This window comes from Massilia sp. YIM B02769 (genome assembly GCF_030411995.1).
Classification (GTDB): domain Bacteria; phylum Pseudomonadota; class Gammaproteobacteria; order Burkholderiales; family Burkholderiaceae_D; genus Telluria.
In genome coordinates this window covers 374818-390696 of sequence record NZ_JASNRC010000001.1, presented here as the reverse complement: position 1 = coordinate 390696, position 15879 = coordinate 374818, and the positions used below count along the sequence as shown (strand labels likewise).

General features: G+C 65.9%; 16 protein-coding genes. 9 read left to right on the top strand and 7 right to left on the bottom strand.

Features of this window, described 5'->3' with window-relative positions; genetic code table 11:
- Positions 1 to 6 precede the first annotated feature (6 nt).
- The 7 genes from QPK31_RS01860 to QPK31_RS01830 all read right to left on the bottom strand — a co-directional run bounded on the left by QPK31_RS01860 (position 7) and on the right by QPK31_RS01830 (position 5812).
- Positions 7 to 459, bottom strand: coding sequence for a DUF2721 domain-containing protein (locus tag QPK31_RS01860; protein WP_290421237.1), 453 nt, complete (start codon positions 457 to 459; stop codon positions 7 to 9).
- A gap of 67 nt (positions 460 to 526) precedes the next feature.
- The gene (pip, locus tag QPK31_RS01855) at positions 527 to 1483 is read right to left on the bottom strand and encodes a prolyl aminopeptidase (protein WP_290421236.1); all 957 of its coding nucleotides are present in this window, start codon (positions 1481 to 1483) and stop codon (positions 527 to 529) included.
- Positions 1484 to 1534: 51 nt separating this feature from the next.
- Positions 1535 to 2851, bottom strand: a complete 1317-nt coding sequence (locus tag QPK31_RS01850; protein WP_290421235.1) for an amino acid deaminase — start codon at positions 2849 to 2851, stop codon at positions 1535 to 1537.
- 9 nt (positions 2852 to 2860) lie between these two features.
- Positions 2861 to 3268, bottom strand: a complete 408-nt coding sequence (locus tag QPK31_RS01845) for a DUF2750 domain-containing protein (RefSeq protein WP_290421234.1) — start codon at positions 3266 to 3268, stop codon at positions 2861 to 2863.
- Positions 3269 to 3409: 141 nt separating this feature from the next.
- Positions 3410 to 3718: a DUF1272 domain-containing protein gene (locus QPK31_RS01840; RefSeq protein ID WP_290421233.1), complete on the bottom strand. Its 309-nt coding sequence runs from the start codon at positions 3716 to 3718 to the stop codon at positions 3410 to 3412.
- A gap of 89 nt (positions 3719 to 3807) precedes the next feature.
- Complete coding sequence (phbB, locus tag QPK31_RS01835) at positions 3808 to 4548, bottom strand: acetoacetyl-CoA reductase (protein ID WP_290421232.1); 741 nt, start codon at positions 4546 to 4548, stop codon at positions 3808 to 3810.
- Between the two features lie 85 nt (positions 4549 to 4633).
- Positions 4634 to 5812: an acetyl-CoA C-acetyltransferase gene (locus QPK31_RS01830; RefSeq protein ID WP_290421231.1), complete on the bottom strand. Its 1179-nt coding sequence runs from the start codon at positions 5810 to 5812 to the stop codon at positions 4634 to 4636.
- Between the two features lie 375 nt (positions 5813 to 6187).
- Here QPK31_RS01830 and minC point away from each other — a divergent pair, with 375 nt between their 5' ends.
- The 9 genes from minC (at position 6188) to QPK31_RS01785 (ending at position 15802) form a co-directional block, all read left to right on the top strand.
- Positions 6188 to 6988: a septum site-determining protein MinC gene (gene minC, locus QPK31_RS01825; RefSeq protein WP_290421230.1), complete on the top strand. Its 801-nt coding sequence runs from the start codon at positions 6188 to 6190 to the stop codon at positions 6986 to 6988.
- A gap of 46 nt (positions 6989 to 7034) precedes the next feature.
- A complete protein-coding gene (gene minD, locus QPK31_RS01820) occupies positions 7035 to 7850 on the top strand; it encodes a septum site-determining protein MinD (protein ID WP_290421229.1) in 816 nt (271 codons plus the stop codon).
- 1 nt (position 7851) lies between these two features.
- Positions 7852 to 8103, top strand: a complete 252-nt coding sequence (gene minE, locus QPK31_RS01815) for a cell division topological specificity factor MinE (protein WP_056340553.1) — start codon at positions 7852 to 7854, stop codon at positions 8101 to 8103.
- Between the two features lie 545 nt (positions 8104 to 8648).
- Positions 8649 to 9338 carry a response regulator transcription factor gene (locus tag QPK31_RS01810; RefSeq protein ID WP_290421228.1) on the top strand — a complete coding sequence of 230 codons (690 nt, stop codon included), beginning with the start codon at positions 8649 to 8651 and terminating at the stop codon, positions 9336 to 9338.
- A gap of 324 nt (positions 9339 to 9662) precedes the next feature.
- The gene (gene hemA, locus QPK31_RS01805) at positions 9663 to 10946 is read left to right on the top strand and encodes a glutamyl-tRNA reductase (RefSeq protein ID WP_290421227.1); all 1284 of its coding nucleotides are present in this window, start codon (positions 9663 to 9665) and stop codon (positions 10944 to 10946) included.
- A gap of 85 nt (positions 10947 to 11031) precedes the next feature.
- Entirely contained in the window at positions 11032 to 12108 is a 1077-nt protein-coding gene (prfA, locus tag QPK31_RS01800; RefSeq protein WP_290421226.1) for a peptide chain release factor 1, read from the top strand.
- Between the two features lie 108 nt (positions 12109 to 12216).
- On the top strand, positions 12217 to 12687 hold the full coding sequence (locus tag QPK31_RS01795; protein WP_290421225.1) for a disulfide bond formation protein B: 471 nt from the start codon (positions 12217 to 12219) through the stop codon (positions 12685 to 12687).
- Positions 12684 to 13502 (top strand): peptide chain release factor N(5)-glutamine methyltransferase, encoded by an 819-nt coding sequence (gene prmC, locus QPK31_RS01790; RefSeq protein ID WP_290421224.1) that lies wholly within the window; start codon positions 12684 to 12686, stop codon positions 13500 to 13502. The genes QPK31_RS01795 and prmC overlap by 4 nt, the downstream gene beginning before the upstream one ends.
- 260 nt (positions 13503 to 13762) lie before the next feature.
- Positions 13763 to 15802 carry a DUF885 family protein gene (locus QPK31_RS01785; RefSeq protein ID WP_290421223.1) on the top strand — a complete coding sequence of 680 codons (2040 nt, stop codon included), beginning with the start codon at positions 13763 to 13765 and terminating at the stop codon, positions 15800 to 15802.
- Positions 15803 to 15879 lie beyond the last annotated feature (77 nt).

The window sequence follows — 15879 nt, the reverse complement described above, 5'->3', positions numbered from 1 at the left end:
CTTTGGTTAGGAGCGCCGCACCGGCGCCAGGCTGGCGTCGTGGCGCATGCGCATGAAGCGCGAGGAGATGAAGATCTCGCGCAGGAAAAAGACGAAGCTGAAGATCAGGCCGAACATCGCCAGCACGAAGGAGGCGGCGATGTACTTGTCGAGCTTGATGTTGGTGGAGTCGCCCAGGAACAGCATGGCGATTACCAGGCAAATCAGGAAGCCGCAGCCGGTGCTGGATGTGATGGCGTAGTTGATCAGGTGCGAGCGCTGGTACAGCACTTCGAGTTCCTCGGTGTACTCGTCGTTGGCGGCGATGTGCAGGCGGTCTTCCAGCACGCGCGTGCGGTCGATGATGCGCGCCAGGCGGTTGGTCAGCACGGTCAGCTTGGTCGCCACGCCGGTCAGCAGGAACACGGGCGCGATCGCCAGCTGGATCATGTGGCCGATGTCGCTAATCTGGATATTCATGGGAACACGTTTCTTGGCGTTGTGAGTGTGTCAGGCGTAGTGTAGCAGGCGCGCACGAGGGCAATCTTCAATCGAAACGCCGGTTGCGCTTGAACTGTTCGGTGGCCCCGACCAGGGCGCGCGCGATGCCCGTCTCCAGGGCGCCGTGGCCGGCGTCGGGGATCATGCGCATCTTCGCGCCCGGCCAGGCCCCGTGCAGGCGGTGCGCCGACAGCGGCGGGCAGATCACGTCGTAGCGGCCCTGCACGATCACGGCGGGCAAATGGGCGATGCGGCCGATGTTGCGCACCAGCTGGTCTTCCGACAGGAAGGCGCCGTTCGCCATGTAGTGCGCCTCCAGGCGGCCGACGCCCAGGTCGAGCGTGTCGGACGGCTGCTCTTCTTCCTGCGGCAGCAGGAACACGCGGCGGCCCTCGAAGCGGCTCCAGGCGCGCGCCGCCGGCCAGAACACGGCCGGGTCGTCGCAAAGCAGCCGGCGCGCGTAGGCCTGCAGCAGTTCGCCGCGCTCGTGTTGCGGGATCGGTTCGATGAATTCCTCGTACAGCTCGGGGTAGAACCACTGCACGCCGTGCAGGAACCAGTCGACTTCGGCCTGCGTGCACAGGAAGATCCCGCGCAGGACGAAACCGAGGCAGCGTTCCGGGTGCGCCTGGCCATAGGCCAGCGCCAGCGTCGACCCCCAGGAACCGCCGAACACCAGCCACTGCGAGATGCCGAACATCACGCGCAGGCGTTCGATGTCCTCGATCAGCAGTTGGGTGGTGTTGTTGCGCCATTCGCCCAGCGGCGTCGATTTGCCGGCGCCGCGCTGGTCGAACAGGATCACGCGGTAGGCTTGCGGATCGAAGAAGCGGCGGTGCTGGGGAGAGAGGCCGGCGCCGGGGCCGCCGTGCAGGAACAGCACCGGGATGCCGTTCGGGTTGCCCACCTCTTCCCAATAAATCGTGTGCAACTCGTCGACCGCGAGCATGCCTTGGCGCAGTGGTTGAATCGGGGGAAACAGCGACGACGGGGTGGTGGGCATGGCGGCTCTCTTGAAGGTCGAGCAAGAATTGTAGCCTACCGTCCCCCGCTTTCAGAAGAAGGTGTTGATGGCGCCGCGCACGGCGTAGTCGTCGTCCACCGTCAGCAGCAGCGGCCACTTGTCGAAGGTCGTGCACGGATGCGAAATGCCGCAGCCGACCAGGTCGCCCACGGCCAGCTCGCGGCACAGCGGGTGGTCGTTGGGCAGGCGCAGATAGGCGTGCTGGTCGTTCATCTTGACGATGGCGGCACCCTCGGGCAGCGCGTTCGGCACGCCCGGCCCCGGACGGTGCCAGGCCAAGGGCACGGGCAGGCCGGCGTCGTGCGACGCGTCGCGCTTGCCCATGGTGAGGATGGCCAGGTTAGTCTCCGGGCGCGACTGCACCATCGACCAGACTTCCAGCGCCGGACGCAGCCCCTCCCCTTCGTCCTCGCGTGCGTCCAGTTCGCGGACATGGCGTTGATACAGGCCGTGGTCGCTCGTCAGGTAGCAGCCGCTGCGCAGGATCGCTTTCACCGGCTTCGACAGGCTGCCGACTTTAGCGAAACCGCGCGCCACCAGGTCGAAGTAGGACGAGCCGCCGGCCGACAGCAGGATCTCCGTGCCCGTGAACAGGCCTTCGTCGTCGGCGCTTTGCGCCAGCGCCACCAGTTGTTTCAGGAAGGCGTCGACGGCGCGCAGGTCTGCGGCGCGGTCGTCGCTCACCAGCAAGCCTTCGTAGCCCTCGAAGCCGGCCAGCAGCAAGCCCGGTGCGCCGGCGATGGCGCGCGCCACCGTCAGTGCTTCCTCGGGCGTGCGGCAGCCGGCGCGCTTGCCGGGCAGGCCCAGCTCGACCAGCACCGGCAACGGCCGCTGCAAGGGATGGGCTGCGACCGCCTGCCCCAGCCGTGCGACGCCGGCCAGCGAATCGGCCAGCACCACGCAGGCGAAATCCGGGTCGCCGCGCAGCAGCGCCAGGACGGCCTTGATGTCGGCGGGTGCGATCAACTGGTTCGCCAGCAGGACGCGGCGCACACCGAAACGATGCGCGACCTGCACCTGGCTGGCGCTGGCCAGGGTGATGCCCCAGGCGCCATTCGCAAGCTGGGCGCCGAACAGCTGCGGGCTCATCGTGGTCTTGCCGTGCGGCGCCAGCAGCACGTCGTGGCGCTCGCAAAACGCGTGCATCCACTCCAGGTTGTGTTTGAGTGCCGCCGTTTTCAGCACGGCGACCGGGAAGCTGGTGTCGGCATGCAGCACGTTCCAGCCCTGCACGCCGATGGCGCCCTGGCGCAAAGGCTCGACGATCGACAAACCTTTGTTACCCGGCCTCAACAATTGTTCATCCAGGCTGGCCAGGGCCAGGCCATCGTACGGGAGCGTGTGCATGGTGTCGTCTTATTCGGCTGGGTTGGGTTCCGCCTGTTCGCGGTGCTGGCGCAGGCGCCATTCCAGGTCGGCGCGCAATTGATCGTGGGACGGCGTCAGGCCGTATTCGTCCGGTGTGTAGGTAATACCCGGCAGCACGCCATCGTCTTCCAGCTGCGGCAGCAATTCGCCGAGCAGTTCGGTCAATGCGAAGGCATGCGGTTCGTAGCCCGTCCATTCGAGCACAGCGCACTGCTGCGCCAGCTCGGCCGTCGGCCACATCGGAAACACCAGCGCCCCATCGTCGGTCTTGCCGATCGCCCAGCCATCCTGGTACAGGCCCCAGACCTCGCCGGTGGCGGCCACGCGCCGCACGAAGTGCTCATAGCGCAGTTGTTTGGGAAGAACGATGACGGAAGCGGTGTCGCTGGGTTCCATGGTGCGCACTGGAAGTGGGGTCAGGTGCAGGATACAAGCAATGCGGCGGATTGGCCGCGCTCTTGGCGATGCACGGCAAGGCTCACGCTCCCGGAATCGTTCCCAATCCGGGTACGATCATTCCCAATCTGGGTATGCTGACTAGCGCTCTTCCGGCGCAACGCCCCGTATCCCGGCCGCGAAGTGCGCATGCATCTCCGGATCGACCGGCCGGTGCCGGGGCGTCGTGGAAGCGGGATCGTTATCCAGGTAATTCCCGTCCTTCCAGTTGCGCGCCGGCCGGACCGGCCGCGGCTCGAAACCGCCGCCGCAGTTCGGGCAGACATTCCCGAGCACGGCATCGACACAAGAGGCACAGAAGGTGCACTCATAGCTGCAGATGCGCGCTTCCGGCGATGCCGGCGGCAAGGCCTTGTTGCAGTGTTCGCAGCTGGGTCGCAGTTCAAGCATGGGCATTCCTTGTCGAATGGGGCGGAAAACGAAAAAGCACCGCCCGGCCGGGGCCGCAACGGTGCTTTCGGTGGCAAGCGAATCGCCGATCAAGACATGTGCTGCCCGCCGTTGATCGCGATATTCGCGCCGGTGACGAATGCCGCTTCATCCGACGACAGGTAAGCCACCAAGCCGGCCACTTCTTCCGGTTTGCCCAGGCGGCCCATCGGAATCTGCGGAACGATCTTGGTTTCCAGCACGTCGCTCGGGATGTCCATCACCATCTTGGTGCCGATGTAGCCCGGCGAGATGGTGTTCACGGTCACGCCCTTGCGCGCCACTTCCAGCGCCAGCGCCTTGGTGAAGCCGTGCATGCCGGCTTTCGCGGCCGAGTAGTTGGTCTGGCCGAAGGCGCCCTTCTGGCCGTTCACCGACGAGATGTTGATGATGCGGCCCCAGCCACGCTCGACCATGCCGTCGCAGACCGGCTTGGTCATGTTGAACACGGAATCCAGGTTGGTCTTCATGACCATGTCCCAGTTCACCTTGTCCATTTTCTTGAAGGTCATGTCGCGCGTGATGCCGGCATTGTTGACCAGCACGTCGACCGGGCCGACTTCCTGCTCGATCTGTTTCACGCAGGCCGCGGCCGACTCGTAGTCGGCCACATCGCAGGCATAGGCCTTGAAGTTGTAGCCCTGCTCGCGCATGCCAGCCAGCCAGCCCTCGGCCTTGGTGCTGCCCGGCGAGTGCGTGGTGACCACCGTATATCCCAGTGCGGCCAGCTTGATGCAGATTGCTTCGCCCAGGCCGCCCATGCCGCCGGTTACTAATGCCACTCTAGCCATTTGTCTTCTCCTAGTTTTTGTCCGTCGCTTTTTTGGAACTTCCTGCTGCAGTCAAGCCAAGTCCAGCCAACTCAAGCCAAGCCAATTAGTCGCGCTCGACCGCCAGCGCGACGCCCATCCCCCCACCAATGCACAGGCTGGCCAGGCCACGCTTGGCGTCGCGGCGCGCCATTTCGTGGAGCAAGGTCACCAGCACGCGCGCACCCGAGGCCCCGATCGGGTGGCCCAGGGCGATGGCGCCGCCGTTGACGTTGATCTTCGACGTGTCCCAGCCCATTTCCTTGTTGACGGCGATCGCCTGCGCGGCGAATGCCTCGTTGATTTCCATCAGGTCCACGTCTTCGTGGGTCCAGCCGGCCTTTTGCAGGCACAGGCGCGAGGCCGACACCGGGCCCATGCCCATGATGCTCGGGTCGAGGCCGGCCGACGAATACGCCTTGATGCGCGCCAGCGGGGTCAGGCCGAGTTCGCGCGCTTTCGACGCGCTCATCATGATGACGGCGGCGGCGCCGTCGTTGATGCCGGAAGCATTGCCGGCCGTGACCGAGCCTTCCTTGTTGAACGCCGGGCGCAGGCTGGACAGGGCTTCCAGGGTGCTGCCGTGTTTCGGGTATTCGTCGGTGTCGAACACGACGGCGCCCTTCTTCGACGGGATCTCCACCGGGATGATCTCGTCCTTGAAGCGGCCTTCCTTGACGGCGGCCTCGGCCTTCAACTGCGACTGCAGCGCGAATTCGTCCTGTTCGGCGCGCGAGATGTCGTACTTGCGCGCGACGTTCTCGGCGGTCACGCCCATGTGGTACTGGTTGTAGACGTCCCACAGGCCGTCGACGATCATGGTGTCGACCAGCTTGGTGTCGCCCATGCGGAAGCCGTCGCGCGAGTTCGGCAGCACGTGCGGCGAGGCGCTCATGTTTTCCTGGCCGCCGGCAATGATGATCTGCGCGTCGCCGCAGCGGATCGCCTGGGTGGCGAGATGGGTGGCCTTCAGGCCGCTGCCGCAGACCTTGTTGATGGTGTAGGCGGGCACCATGTCGGGCAAGCCGCCTTTCAGCGCGGCCTGGCGCGCCGGGTTCTGGCCGACACCGGCGGTGAGCACTTGCCCCATGATGACTTCGCTGACGCTGGCCGGATCGATGCCGGTTTTTGCCAGCAGCTGGCGGATCACGTGGGCGCCGAGCTCGGCGGCGGGAATCTTGGCGAGCGAGCCGCCGAATTTGCCGACCGGTGTACGGCCGGCTGCTACGATGACGACGTCTTCCATGCTTGTCTCCGGTATCTGGCTGGGCCAGTGTGGGTGGGCGGCGATGCGGGCATACGGCGAGTACAGCCGATGGCGAACACAACCGCAAACGGCGGGCCGCGCCTCGGCGTTGCCACGGGTTGGACCCGGCGCAAGCTCCGCATGTTAATTTTCAGGGCTGCGTTTTCGTTTGATCTAAATCAATCTTATCAGCTTATCCACGGAAAACAACCTGTATTGCCAGAGGGGCGACGCTAGGTATTTTCCACATTACGGCTGGCAAAATCCGGAACACGAAAGCATCCTGAATTGCCTATAGGAATGATGGGTGAAATGCTGTCCTTTTCAGCAAATTTCACAGTAGAATGCACGGGCTATAGCCAACCAGAATTGTTTATGTCGAAAAGCCCGTCCAGCCTGCCCATCGAAATCAAGATCTCGACGGTTGTCGCAATCTCGGCCATCCTGCATTCGTCCGATCCGATCGCGATCGATGCGGCCCTGAAGCAGATGACCGGCGGCGTGTCGGACTTCTTCGAAGATGAATTCGCGGTCATCGACGTCGGCGCGATTGCCGCCGAGACGGCCTACATCGACTGGCGCGCGCTGGTCGACCTGCTCAAGAAATACCGTCTGAACGCGGTAGCCGTGCGCGGCGCCACGCCGGACATGGCCGAGGCGGTCAAGGCGCTCGGCCTTTCCCTCGACGACGGCGCCGGCGCCGACCGCGCCCGCGAAGACGTGGCGGCGGCCACCGCGGCGACGGCCGTGACGATCGCAGCGGCGCCCGCGCCCGCACCTGCGCCCGCTCCGGCCCCCATCCCGGCCCCAGCGCCGGCCGCGCCGATCCCGGCCCTGATCGTCGACACCCCGGTGCGCGCCGGCCAGCGCGTGTACGCGCGCGGCTGCGACCTGATCATCACCGCGGTGGTCAACAATGGCGCCGAGATCATTGCCGACGGCAGTATCCACGTGTACGCGCCGATGCACGGGCGCGCCCTGGCCGGCGCCTCGGGAAATGCCGACTCGCGCATCTTCGGCCTGTCGCTGCAGCCCGAGCTGGTGTCGATCGCCGGCGTCTACCGCACGTTCGACGAAGGTTTCCCGGCCGAGCTGGCGCGCCAGCCGGCCCAAATCCGCCTGGTCGGCGACCGGATCGATATATCATCGCTGACGCCGGCTCCGGCCCGCGCCTGATCAGCCAGACCAGCAGCACTGACCAGTTACTGTAAAGGACATTTTTGTGGCAAGAATTATTGTTGTGACGTCCGGCAAGGGCGGCGTGGGCAAGACCACCTCGAGCGCAAGCTTTTCGACCGGCCTGGCCCTGCGCGGCCACAAGACCGCGGTGCTGGACTTCGACGTCGGCCTGCGTAACCTCGACCTGATCATGGGGTGCGAGCGCCGCGTCGTGTACGACCTGGTGAACGTGATCAATGGCGAAGCGACCCTGAACCAGGCGCTGATCAAGGACAAGCACTGCGACAACCTGTTCATCCTGCCGGCCTCGCAGACGCGCGACAAGGACGCGCTGTCGGAAGACGGCGTCGAGCGCGTGCTGAACGAACTGATCAAGATGGACTTCGAGTTCATCATCTGCGATTCGCCGGCCGGCATCGAGCACGGCGCCCTGATGGCGCTGACCTTTGCCGACGAAGCGCTGATCGTGACCAATCCGGAAGTGTCCTCGGTGCGCGATTCCGACCGCATCCTCGGCATCCTGCAAGCCAAGTCGCGCCGCGCCCAGACCGGCGGCGAGCCGGTCAAGGAACACCTGCTCATCACCCGCTATTCGCCGAAGCGCGTCGAGAACGACGAAATGCTGTCCTACCAGGACGTGCAGGAAATCCTGCGCATTCCGCTGATCGGCATCATTCCGGAATCGGAATCGGTGCTGCACGCCTCGAACCAGGGCAACCCGGCGATCCACTTCAAGGGCACCGACGTGGCCGAAGCCTACGAGGACGTGGTGGCGCGCTTCCTGGGCGAAGAACGTCCGCTGCGCTTCACGACCTACGAAAAGCCGGGCCTGCTGCAACGCATCTTTGGGACCAAGTGACATGGCATTGCTCTCATTCCTGTTCCCCGAAAAGAAGAAGAGCGCGAACGCGGCCAAGGAACGGCTGCAAATCATCATCGCCCGCGAACGCACCAACCGCACCGGCCCGGACTTCCTGCCGGCCCTGCACCGCGAGCTGATCGAAGTCATTTCGAAGTACACCAAGGTGAATGCCGACGACATCAAGATTTCGCTCGACCGCCAGGGCAACCTGGAAGTGCTCGACGTGAACGTGGTGCTGCCGGACGCCTGATTCTCCCCCGCACAGCCCGTCCGCCAGCCGGACGGGCTGCCCGCTCCTGCATCCCGGGCACCCGCCCATCCTATCCCGCCGCTTGCCGCCTCGTCCGCGACGCCCCGCACAGCATGCCCCGCCTGCCATTTGCTACCAATAGTCGCAAATCGCGTACATACAATCTGGCGTGCGCTTCTTTTTTGCGCAATCTGCGCATTTCACACATGTCGTTTTTACGGGCTTTGCAAGTTCGGCTGCATCCATCCCTCGTTTGCTGAATTGTCGAGCGATTCGGAAGGGAATTGTCAAATCCCGGCCTTTTTTGGCTGATATGTTGTGTTTCTGCCGCATGTTGTGGCTTTTCCGCGCCACCGCAAAATCTGTCGAAATTGAGCATCCACAGAGGGAAGAACGAGTGAAAGGCAAACCGGTTCGCGGCTCAACAGGACCTTTCGGCAAAAAATTGGAAGTTAACCGTTAGCATTATTTTGTCAAAGTCTGCTATAGTCGGTTTAACGATGTAGGATTGCTCCTACATGTTATTTAGACAACAGTGTGCCGCCATGAAAATAGCTGTCCTTGACAATGACCGTAGCCAAGCCGACCTGATTTGCCAGGTGCTCAGCTCCGCCGGACACAGCTGCCAGTCCTTCGACGGCGGCAAGGAAATGCTGAGCCAGATGCGCAAGGACAGCACCGATCTGCTGATCATGGATTGGCCGGCCGGCGACGGCGAAGCGGCCGACATCCTGCGCCGCGCCAAGGAAAAGATGGTGCCCGACGCGCCGGCCATGTTCCTGGTCGGCAGCAGCGCCGAAGACGACATCGTGGCCGGCATGGATGCCGGTGCCGACGACTACGTGGTCAAACCGCTGCGCCGCGGCGAACTGGTGGCGCGCGTGTCCGCCCTGCTGCGCCGCGCCTATCCGGCCCAGACCGGCACCGAGCAATTGCAGTTCGGCCCTTACGTGTTTGAAACCCGCCCAGGCCGCCTGTTGAAGGACGGCAGCGTCATCGACGTCACCCAGAAAGAGTTTTACCTGGCCCTGCTGTTCTTCCGGAATATCGGCCGCCCGCTGTCGCGCGCTTATATCCACGAGTCGGTATGGGTGCGCGAAACCGCAGTGCCGTCGCGCACCATGGACACCCATGTCTCGCGCGTGCGCAACAAGCTGGCGCTGCGTCCGGAGAACGGCTTCCGGCTGGTGCCGGTGTACAGCTATGGCTACCGCCTCGAAAAGCTTGGGGCGTAAAGCAGCGTGAACCGTACGGTGGGCACTCCGTGCCCACGCGGAAGCTGATGTCGTGTTGGCGTTCGCAAATGACGCGATAGCAGATCAAAGGAAGCGCTTCCAGATGATCATTTGGATACGTTGGCTTGGACCGTCTTGTACGACATAACACTGCCAACAATGTTCATCGTTCCGCGTGGGCACGGAGTGCCCACCGTACGTTGAATCGTTAACAATGAACCCGGGCTCCCCGATTGAAGCATTGCCAACGATCTTGGGGTTCCGTGAAACCCTTCGCCCATAAGGGTATAATCTCCCCATCCCTTCCGACCGCTTTTTCTTGAAATGCAACTGCTCGCCGTTGGCCTGAATCACACGACTGCACCGGTCGCGCTACGCGAACAGCTCGCGCTCGGCCCGGAGCAGCTCGGCCGCGCGGTGCAGTCGGCGCGCGAGTGGTTCGGCCGCTTCGGCCAGCTCGAGCGCCGCGGCAGCGACGAAGCCGCAATTCTTTCCACCTGCAACCGCACCGAGCTGTACGCCGCCAGCGGCCTGCCCGATCCGCTCGATGCCTCGGCCCAGTTCCTGGCGCATTACCACGCGCTGAACTACGCCGAGCTGCGCCCCCATCTCTACATGCTGCCCCAGGACGAAGCCGTGCGCCACGCCTTCCGCGTTGCTTCCGGCCTCGATTCGATGGTGCTGGGCGAGCCGCAGATCCTGGGCCAGATGAAGGATGCGGTGCGCACCGCCGAGGAAGCCGGCGGTCTCGGCACCTATTTGCACCAGCTGTTCCAGCGCAGCTTCGCGGTGGCGAAGGAAGTACGCACTACCACGGAGATCGGCGCCCACAGCGTCTCGATGGCCGCCGCCTGCGTGCGCCTGTCGCAGCGTATCTTCGACCGCATCGCCGACCAGCACGTCCTGTTCATCGGCGCCGGCGAAATGATCGAACTCTGCGCGGCCCACTTCGCGGCCCAGAATCCGAAGTCGATCACCATCGCCAACCGCACCATGGAACGCGGCGAATCGCTGGCCACGCGCCTGAACGCCCGCGCGATCCGCCTGGCCGACTTGCCCGAACAGCTGCCCCGCTTCGACATCGTGGTGTCCTGCACCGCCTCGACCCTGCCGCTGCTGGGCCTGGGCCTGGTCGAACGCGCGATCAAGGCGCGCCGCCACCGCCCCATCTTCATGGCCGACCTGGCCGTCCCGCGCGACATCGAACCCGAAGTCGCCCGCCTCGACGACGTCTTCCTGTACACCGTCGACGACCTGGCGCAAGTGGTGCAGACCGGGATGGAAAGCCGCCAGGCCGCCGTGGCCCAGGCCGAAGCCATCATCGAACACCGCGTCGAATCCTTCATGCACTGGATCGGCGACCGCGCCATGGTGCCGGTGATCCAGGAACTGCACGAGTCCAGCGAAGCCCTGCGCCTGGCCGAACTCGAACGCGCGCGCAAGCTGCTGGCGAAAGGCGAAGACGTCGACGCCGTGCTGGAAGCGCTGTCGAAGGGCCTGGCCGCCAAATTCCTGCACGGCCCGCAACAGGCCCTGCACCGTGCCCAGGGCGACGAACGCGCGCGCCTGGCCAGCCTGCTGCCCCAGCTGTTCCGCGGCCGCCGTTAGCGGCGCCTGCCTCCTCGCGCCCGACGCATGCGGGCGCATCCCGGCGCCGCCGCGCGCTCCCGTTCACCGTTTTTCATTCAAGCCCATGAAACCATCGATGCTGGCCAAGCTCGACCAACTGGCGAACCGCCTGGTCGAACTCGACGAACTCCTGATGTCCGAAGGCGCCACCGCCAACATGGACAGCTACCGCAAGATGACGCGCGAGCGCGCCGAGCTGGCGCCGCTGGTCGACGTCTACAAGCAGTACGGCGAGGCGAATGGCGACATCGCCGCCGCCCAGGAGATGCTGGCCGATCCCGACATGAAGGACTTCGCGCAAGAGGAAATCGAGGCGGCCAAATCGCGCCTGGCGGAACTCGACCTCGACCTGCAGAAAATGCTGCTGCCGAAGGACGAGAACGACGAGCGCAACATCTTCCTCGAGATCCGTGCCGGCACCGGCGGCGACGAATCGGCCCTGTTCGCAGGCGATTTGCTGCGCATGTACACGCGCTTTGCGGAACGCAACCGCTGGCAGGTGGAGATGGTCTCGGAATCGGCGTCCGATCTCGGCGGCTACCGCGAAGTGATCGTGCGCGTGGTCGGGAACGGCGCCTACTCGAAGCTGAAGTTCGAATCCGGCGGCCACCGCGTGCAGCGCGTGCCGGCCACCGAAACGCAGGGCCGCATCCACACCTCGGCCTGCACCGTGGCCGTGATGCCGGAAGCCGACGAGGTCGAGGACGTGGACATCAACCCGGCCGACCTGCGCATCGATACCTACCGGGCGTCGGGCGCCGGCGGGCAGCACATCAACAAGACCGATTCGGCGGTGCGCATCACCCACCTGCCGACCGGGATCGTGGTCGAGTGCCAGGACGACCGCAGCCAGCACAAGAACAAGGCGCAGGCGATGAAGGTGCTGGCCGCGCGCATCAAGGACGTGCAGCTGCGCGAGCAGCAGTCGAAGGAAGCGGCTACCCGCAAGAGCCTGATCGGCTCGGGCGACCGCAGCGAACGCATCCGCACCTACAACTTCCCGCAGGGCCGCCTGACCGACCACCGCATCAACCTGACGCTGTACAAGCTCGACTTCATCATGGATGGGGACCTGCTTGAATTGACGAATGCGCTGGCGGCCGAGCACCAGGCCGAGCAGCTGGCGGCCCTGGGCGACTGAATGGCGGATTAAGTTCGCACTAAGTTGCCAATGTGAAAATACAGCCCTGCGGTCCTGGCCTTCGTGCGAGAATCGCCTCCTGTTCCTGACCATCGAGAGCCGAACCGCATGCCCGCTTCCCGTACCGTCCTCCTGATCGTTGCCGCGATCAGCTTCGCGCTGATCGGCGTCGCCCTCTATTTGCAGCACGCCCACGACATGCTGCCCTGCCCGCTGTGCGTGATCCAGCGCTACCTGTTCCTGGCGGTCGGCATCGCCGCATTGATCGGCGCATTCGCCGGCAAGATCAAGCTTGGTGCCGGCGTGGCCCTGCTGGCGGCCCTGGGCGGGCTGGGCGTGGTCGGCAAGCATTTGTATGTGCTGGCGAATCCCGGCTTCTCCTGCGGCATCGACCCGATGGAGACCATGCTGAACAAGATCCCGACCGCGACCCTGCTGCCCTGGCTGTTCCAGGCCGACGGCCTGTGCGAGAACGCCACCGACGGCATCTTCGGCCTGTCGATCCCGCAGTGGTCGGCCGTGTGGTTCGTGCTGCTGACCCTGACCCTGGTCTGGGTGCTGGTGCGGCGCGCCCGATGATTGCCGCCGGCGCCAGCATCGCGTCGCTGCAGGCGGGCCTGCCGCTCGAGCCGCTGGAAAACCGCATCCTGCTCTGCCACGCGCTCGGCATCACGCGCGTGGGACTGATCACGCAGTCCGAGCGCCAGCTGACCCAAGAAGAAGCGGCGCGCCTGTCCGGCCTGGTCGGGCGGCGCATCGCCGGCGAGCCGATCGCCTATATCGTCGGCCAGCGCGAGTTCTTCGGGCTGCCGTTCCAGGTCAGCCCGGCCGTGCTGATTCCGCGTCCGGATACCGAATTGATCGTCGAACTGGCGCTGGAACGCCTGCCGGCGCAGGCGCGCATGCTCGACATGGGCACCGGCAGCGGCGCGATCGCGGTGGCGCTGGCGCACACCCGGCCCGACGCCCAGGTGACGGCGCTCGATGTCAGCGAGGCAGCGCTGGCCGTGGCGCGGGCGAATGCCGCCGCCAACGGCGCGCGGGTGCGCTTCCTGCGCAGCGACTGGTTCGCGGCGCTGGAAGGCGACACCTTCGAGCTGGTGGTGTCGAATCCGCCCTACATCGCTTCCGGCGACGAGCATCTGGCGCAGGGCGATTTGCGCTTCGAGCCGGTGGATGCGCTGACCGATCATGCGGATGGCCTGTCGGATTTGCGGACGATCGTCGCGGGCGCGCTTGCGCACCTGGCGCCGGGCGGCTGGCTGTTGCTGGAGCATGGTTACGATCAAGCCGAAGCGGTGCGGGCATTGTTGGCGGAAGCGGGCTATCTGGAAGCGCAGAGCTGGCGCGACCTGGCCGGTATCGAGCGCGTCAGCGGCGGGCGGCGCGCCTGAACATCCGCTACGGCCGGTGGGTTCGAGAACCCACCCTACCCCGTGCACGTAGAGAACCCACCACAAGAACCACAGCCGCGTAGGGTGGGTTCTCGAACCCACCACAAGAACCGTAGCGAGCCGCAAAGTTTCGTAGGGTGGACTCCCGAGTCCACGCTGTAGGACAGCAGTACACCGCAACGCGTCCCGAAGGCATCCCACCGCGCGCCTCCCTCTCCCCCGCGTTGCTACAATGCTCACACCCCCACCACACCTCCCCCATGCGCCGCCTATTCATCCTTTTCGTCCTGTTCACCACGCTCTTCCACAGCGTGGCGCGCGGTGCGCCGGACGATGCCAGGGCCCTCTTCAAGCGCGACTGGGAATGGCAGCTCGAACACGCCCCCGAATACGCCACCACGGTCGGTGACGCCCGCTACAACGCGCGCCTCTCGGACACCTCCCTGGCCGCGAGCAAGACCGCCCTCGACCACGCCCGTAGCGCCCTGGCCGAGGCCCGCGCCCTCGACCGCAGCGCCCTGAACGCGCAGGAACGCCTGTCGCTCGACCTCTTCGTCTTCGACAAGGAGCGCCAGCTCGCCCTGTTCGCTTTCCACCCCTTCGATCCGCAGCCGATCACGGCCTGGGATGGCCTGCACGTGCGCCTGCCGCGCCTGGTCGCGCAGATGCCCTTCGCCAGCGAGGAAGACTACCGCAACTACATCGCCCGCCTGGAAGCCTTGCCGGCCCACGTCGACGGCCTGGTCGAGCAGCTGCGCGAAGGCATGCGTACCGGCTGGACCGCGCCGAAAGCGGCCATGCGCGCCCTGCCCGACCTGCTGCGCACGATGCGCAAGGGTTTGCATGAAGGCGCGCTGTCTGCGCCGCTGCGCCGCATCCCCGCCACCATCGCCCCCGAAATGCGGGAACAACTGCTCGCAGCCGGCAACGCCGCCCTGGACAACAGCGCCGCCCCCGCCCTGCGCAAACTGGAGGACTTCATCCGCAACGACTACCTGCCGGCCGCGCGCGAGTCGCTGGCCGCCGGCAGCCTGCCGGGCGGCCCCGGCTACTATGCCTTCCTGGTGCGCCAGTCGGGCGGCACCGAACTGACGCCGGCCGAGGTGCACGCGCTGGGCCTGAAGGAAGTCGCGCGCATCCGTCTTGCCATGGTCGAGGCCGTCAAGCGCACCGGCTTTCGCGGCACGCTGCCGCAATTCCTGGCCTTTGCGCGCAGCGACAAGCGCCTGTTCCCGACCAGCGCCGACAGCCTGCTGGCGCGCTACCGCCGCACCATCGCCCGTGCCGAAGCGCGCCTGCCCGACCTGTTCGGCACCCTCCCGCAGGAGAGCATCGGCGTGAAACCGCTCGGCGCGGAAGGCGCCGCCGGCCAGGTGGCGGCCTACTACGAAGCCGGCACGCCGGAGCGCAGCGCGGCGCTGGTGGTGAACACGGCACGCCTGGACCGCCAGCCGCTGTGGGAAGTCGAGACCCTCGCCCTGCACGAAGCCCTGCCCGGCCACCACCTGCAGGTGGCGCGCGCCCAGGCGCTGGCCGACTTGCCGGCCTTCCGCCGCCACCGCTGGGACGATGCCTTCGGCGAAGGCTGGGCCACCTATGCCGAGAGCCTCGGGCCGGAACTCGGCTTTTTCAAGGATGCGTTCTCCAGCTTCGGCTACCTGAACGACGAGATGTTCCGCGCCGTGCGGCTGGTGGTCGACACCGGCATCCATGCCCAGGGCTGGACGCGCCAGCAGGCGCTCGACTACCTGAATGCCAACACCGCGAACGCCGCCGCCGACAACGCCGTCGAGGTCGACCGCTACATCGCCCAGCCGGCCCAGGCGCTGAGCTACAAGCTCGGCCAGCTGCGTTTCACGGCCCTGCGCGAGAAGGCGCAGGCCGCGCTCGGACCGCGTTTCGACCTGCGCCGCTTCCACGATGCGCTGCTCGGCCAGGGTTCGCTGCCGCTGCCGCTGCTCGAGCGCGTCGTGGAGAAATGGCTGGCGGCCCAGCTGGCGCCGCCGCCGCCGGCCGGGCCGGGACCGATCCTGCTTCCGGCGCCGTCGGTCCAGGCGCCGGCGGCGGCGGCGCCGGCGCCCGTGGGGCCGGGTCCCTTCCCGCTGGCGCCTGCGCAAGGGGCAGCGCCGGCATCCGATGCGCCTGCGTCCGTCCCGCCAGCGCCCGCCAAATCGGCGCCCAACGCCGCGCCCAAATCCGCTCCCAAGCCCGTCTCCAGGCCCGACCCCGCACCGGTTTCCACGCCACGGAGCAAGCCGCCCGCGGGCAGCCTGCCGGCACCGTCTCCGCCTGCCGGCTGAGCCGTCAGACGCGTCATTCGACTGGCCGTTCAGAAATGCAGCGCCCGCCGACGCGCAGTCCGTTTTTCGGTTACTCT

What these genes read in the sequence shown, in the direction of transcription:
- QPK31_RS01860 (WP_290421237.1), bottom strand. Translation starts at nt 459, where the DNA reads ATGAATATCCAGATTAGCGACATCGGCCACATGATCCAGCTGGCGATC.
- pip (WP_290421236.1), bottom strand. Translation starts at nt 1,483, where the DNA reads ATGCCCACCACCCCGTCGTCGCTGTTTCCCCCGATTCAACCACTGCGC.
- QPK31_RS01850 (WP_290421235.1), bottom strand. Translation starts at nt 2,851, where the DNA reads ATGCACACGCTCCCGTACGATGGCCTGGCCCTGGCCAGCCTGGATGAA.
- QPK31_RS01845 (WP_290421234.1), bottom strand. Translation starts at nt 3,268, where the DNA reads ATGGAACCCAGCGACACCGCTTCCGTCATCGTTCTTCCCAAACAACTG.
- QPK31_RS01840 (WP_290421233.1), bottom strand. Translation starts at nt 3,718, where the DNA reads ATGCTTGAACTGCGACCCAGCTGCGAACACTGCAACAAGGCCTTGCCG.
- phbB (WP_290421232.1), bottom strand. Translation starts at nt 4,548, where the DNA reads ATGGCTAGAGTGGCATTAGTAACCGGCGGCATGGGCGGCCTGGGCGAA.
- QPK31_RS01830 (WP_290421231.1), bottom strand. Translation starts at nt 5,812, where the DNA reads ATGGAAGACGTCGTCATCGTAGCAGCCGGCCGTACACCGGTCGGCAAA.
- minC (WP_290421230.1), top strand. Translation starts at nt 6,188, where the DNA reads ATGTCGAAAAGCCCGTCCAGCCTGCCCATCGAAATCAAGATCTCGACG.
- minE (WP_056340553.1), top strand. Translation starts at nt 7,852, where the DNA reads ATGGCATTGCTCTCATTCCTGTTCCCCGAAAAGAAGAAGAGCGCGAAC.
- QPK31_RS01810 (WP_290421228.1), top strand. Translation starts at nt 8,649, where the DNA reads ATGAAAATAGCTGTCCTTGACAATGACCGTAGCCAAGCCGACCTGATT.
- hemA (WP_290421227.1), top strand. Translation starts at nt 9,663, where the DNA reads ATGCAACTGCTCGCCGTTGGCCTGAATCACACGACTGCACCGGTCGCG.
- prfA (WP_290421226.1), top strand. Translation starts at nt 11,032, where the DNA reads ATGAAACCATCGATGCTGGCCAAGCTCGACCAACTGGCGAACCGCCTG.
- QPK31_RS01795 (WP_290421225.1), top strand. Translation starts at nt 12,217, where the DNA reads ATGCCCGCTTCCCGTACCGTCCTCCTGATCGTTGCCGCGATCAGCTTC.
- prmC (WP_290421224.1), top strand. Translation starts at nt 12,684, where the DNA reads ATGATTGCCGCCGGCGCCAGCATCGCGTCGCTGCAGGCGGGCCTGCCG.
- QPK31_RS01785 (WP_290421223.1), top strand. Translation starts at nt 13,763, where the DNA reads ATGCGCCGCCTATTCATCCTTTTCGTCCTGTTCACCACGCTCTTCCAC.